The 583-nt window shown below is 68.4% G+C and carries 1 protein-coding gene; it reads left to right on the top strand.

Translation table 11 applies throughout. The features are described 5' to 3' along the window. Nucleotides 1-583 (top strand): response regulator transcription factor (locus AB4Y97_RS21015; RefSeq protein WP_442000977.1); only part of this gene is annotated, 583 nt, incomplete at both ends.

Genomic DNA, 583 nt, shown 5'->3' with positions numbered 1-583 from the left:
CGAGGGGGTCTCGTCGCTGGGGCTGGACCGGGACGATTTCCGGGACTGGCTCGAGGCCGCCTCGCGGGCCGATTTCGAGGCGGTGCAGGGCTTCCTGCTCGGCGAGTTCCAGGACCGCCTCGCCTGCACCGAGACCATCCGCCGCCATTCCCCGGCCCCGATCATCGCCTTGAGCGAGGAGCGCTCGCTCGCCCAGACCCTGGCGCTGCTCACCGCCGGCATGGACGACGTGGTGCGCAAGCCCGTGCATGTGCGCGAGATCCTGGCCCGGGCCGAGGCGGTGTGGCGGCGCGTCAACGGTCAGGCCCACCCGCTCCAGGACGAGCGCCTCAAGGTCTATTTCGACGGCCGCGATCCCGACATCGACGGCCACGCCCTGATCCTGCCGCGGCGCGAGCGCCATATCCTCGAGTACCTGGTGCGCAACCGGGGCCGACGTCTGACCAAGACCCAGATCTTCAACGCCATCTACGGCCTCTACAGCAACGAGGTCGAGGAGAGCGTCGTCGAGGGCCATGTCAGCAAGCTGCGCAAGAAGCTCCGCGCCCGCCTCGGATACGATCCCATCGAAGCTAAACGCTAT

It is taken from the genome of Microvirga sp. 2TAF3, from assembly GCF_052114965.1.
In the GTDB taxonomy this organism is placed as follows: Bacteria; Pseudomonadota; Alphaproteobacteria; order Rhizobiales; family Beijerinckiaceae; genus Microvirga.
Note: the sequence above shows the minus strand (reverse complement) of the source record. Positions and strands in the feature narration are given on the sequence as shown.